Source organism: Dielma fastidiosa (assembly GCF_000313565.1).
GTDB classification, from domain to species: Bacteria; Bacillota_I; Bacilli_A; order Erysipelotrichales; family Erysipelotrichaceae; genus Dielma; species Dielma fastidiosa.
On record NZ_CAEN01000110.1, the window covers coordinates 1 to 317 of the forward strand.

Annotated in this window: 1 protein-coding gene; it reads right to left on the reverse strand. The window is 34.4% G+C overall.

What is annotated here, in order from left to right; genetic code table 11:
* Positions 1 to 237: hypothetical protein (locus tag DAHG_RS18240; protein ID WP_034456195.1), on the reverse strand; the 237-nt coding region annotated here is incomplete at its 3' end.
* Between the last annotated feature and the right edge of the window lie 80 nt (positions 238 to 317).

The window sequence follows — 317 nt, forward strand, 5'->3', positions numbered from 1 at the left end:
AGCTCTGGCTTCATGGATTGCAGATAAAGGAAAGTAATCATTCGTGTCATATTTTGCTTTTAATTGCTTTTGTAAAGAGACTGCATCCTTGACACCATGAAAACAAGTTAAATAGAGTTTCTTATAAGCTGTATGCAGCATAGAGTTATACAGAATCAAATCTTTTTTAATACAATTCGCATCCTCTTCTGATAACTCATTATAATAGAAGCGATTTGAATACGATAAACACTTCATTGATGTCCCCCCCTTGAACAAAAAAGCATCCACTGAGATTCGATTGATACAAAGGAAACTAGGTGATGCTTAGGTTGAAT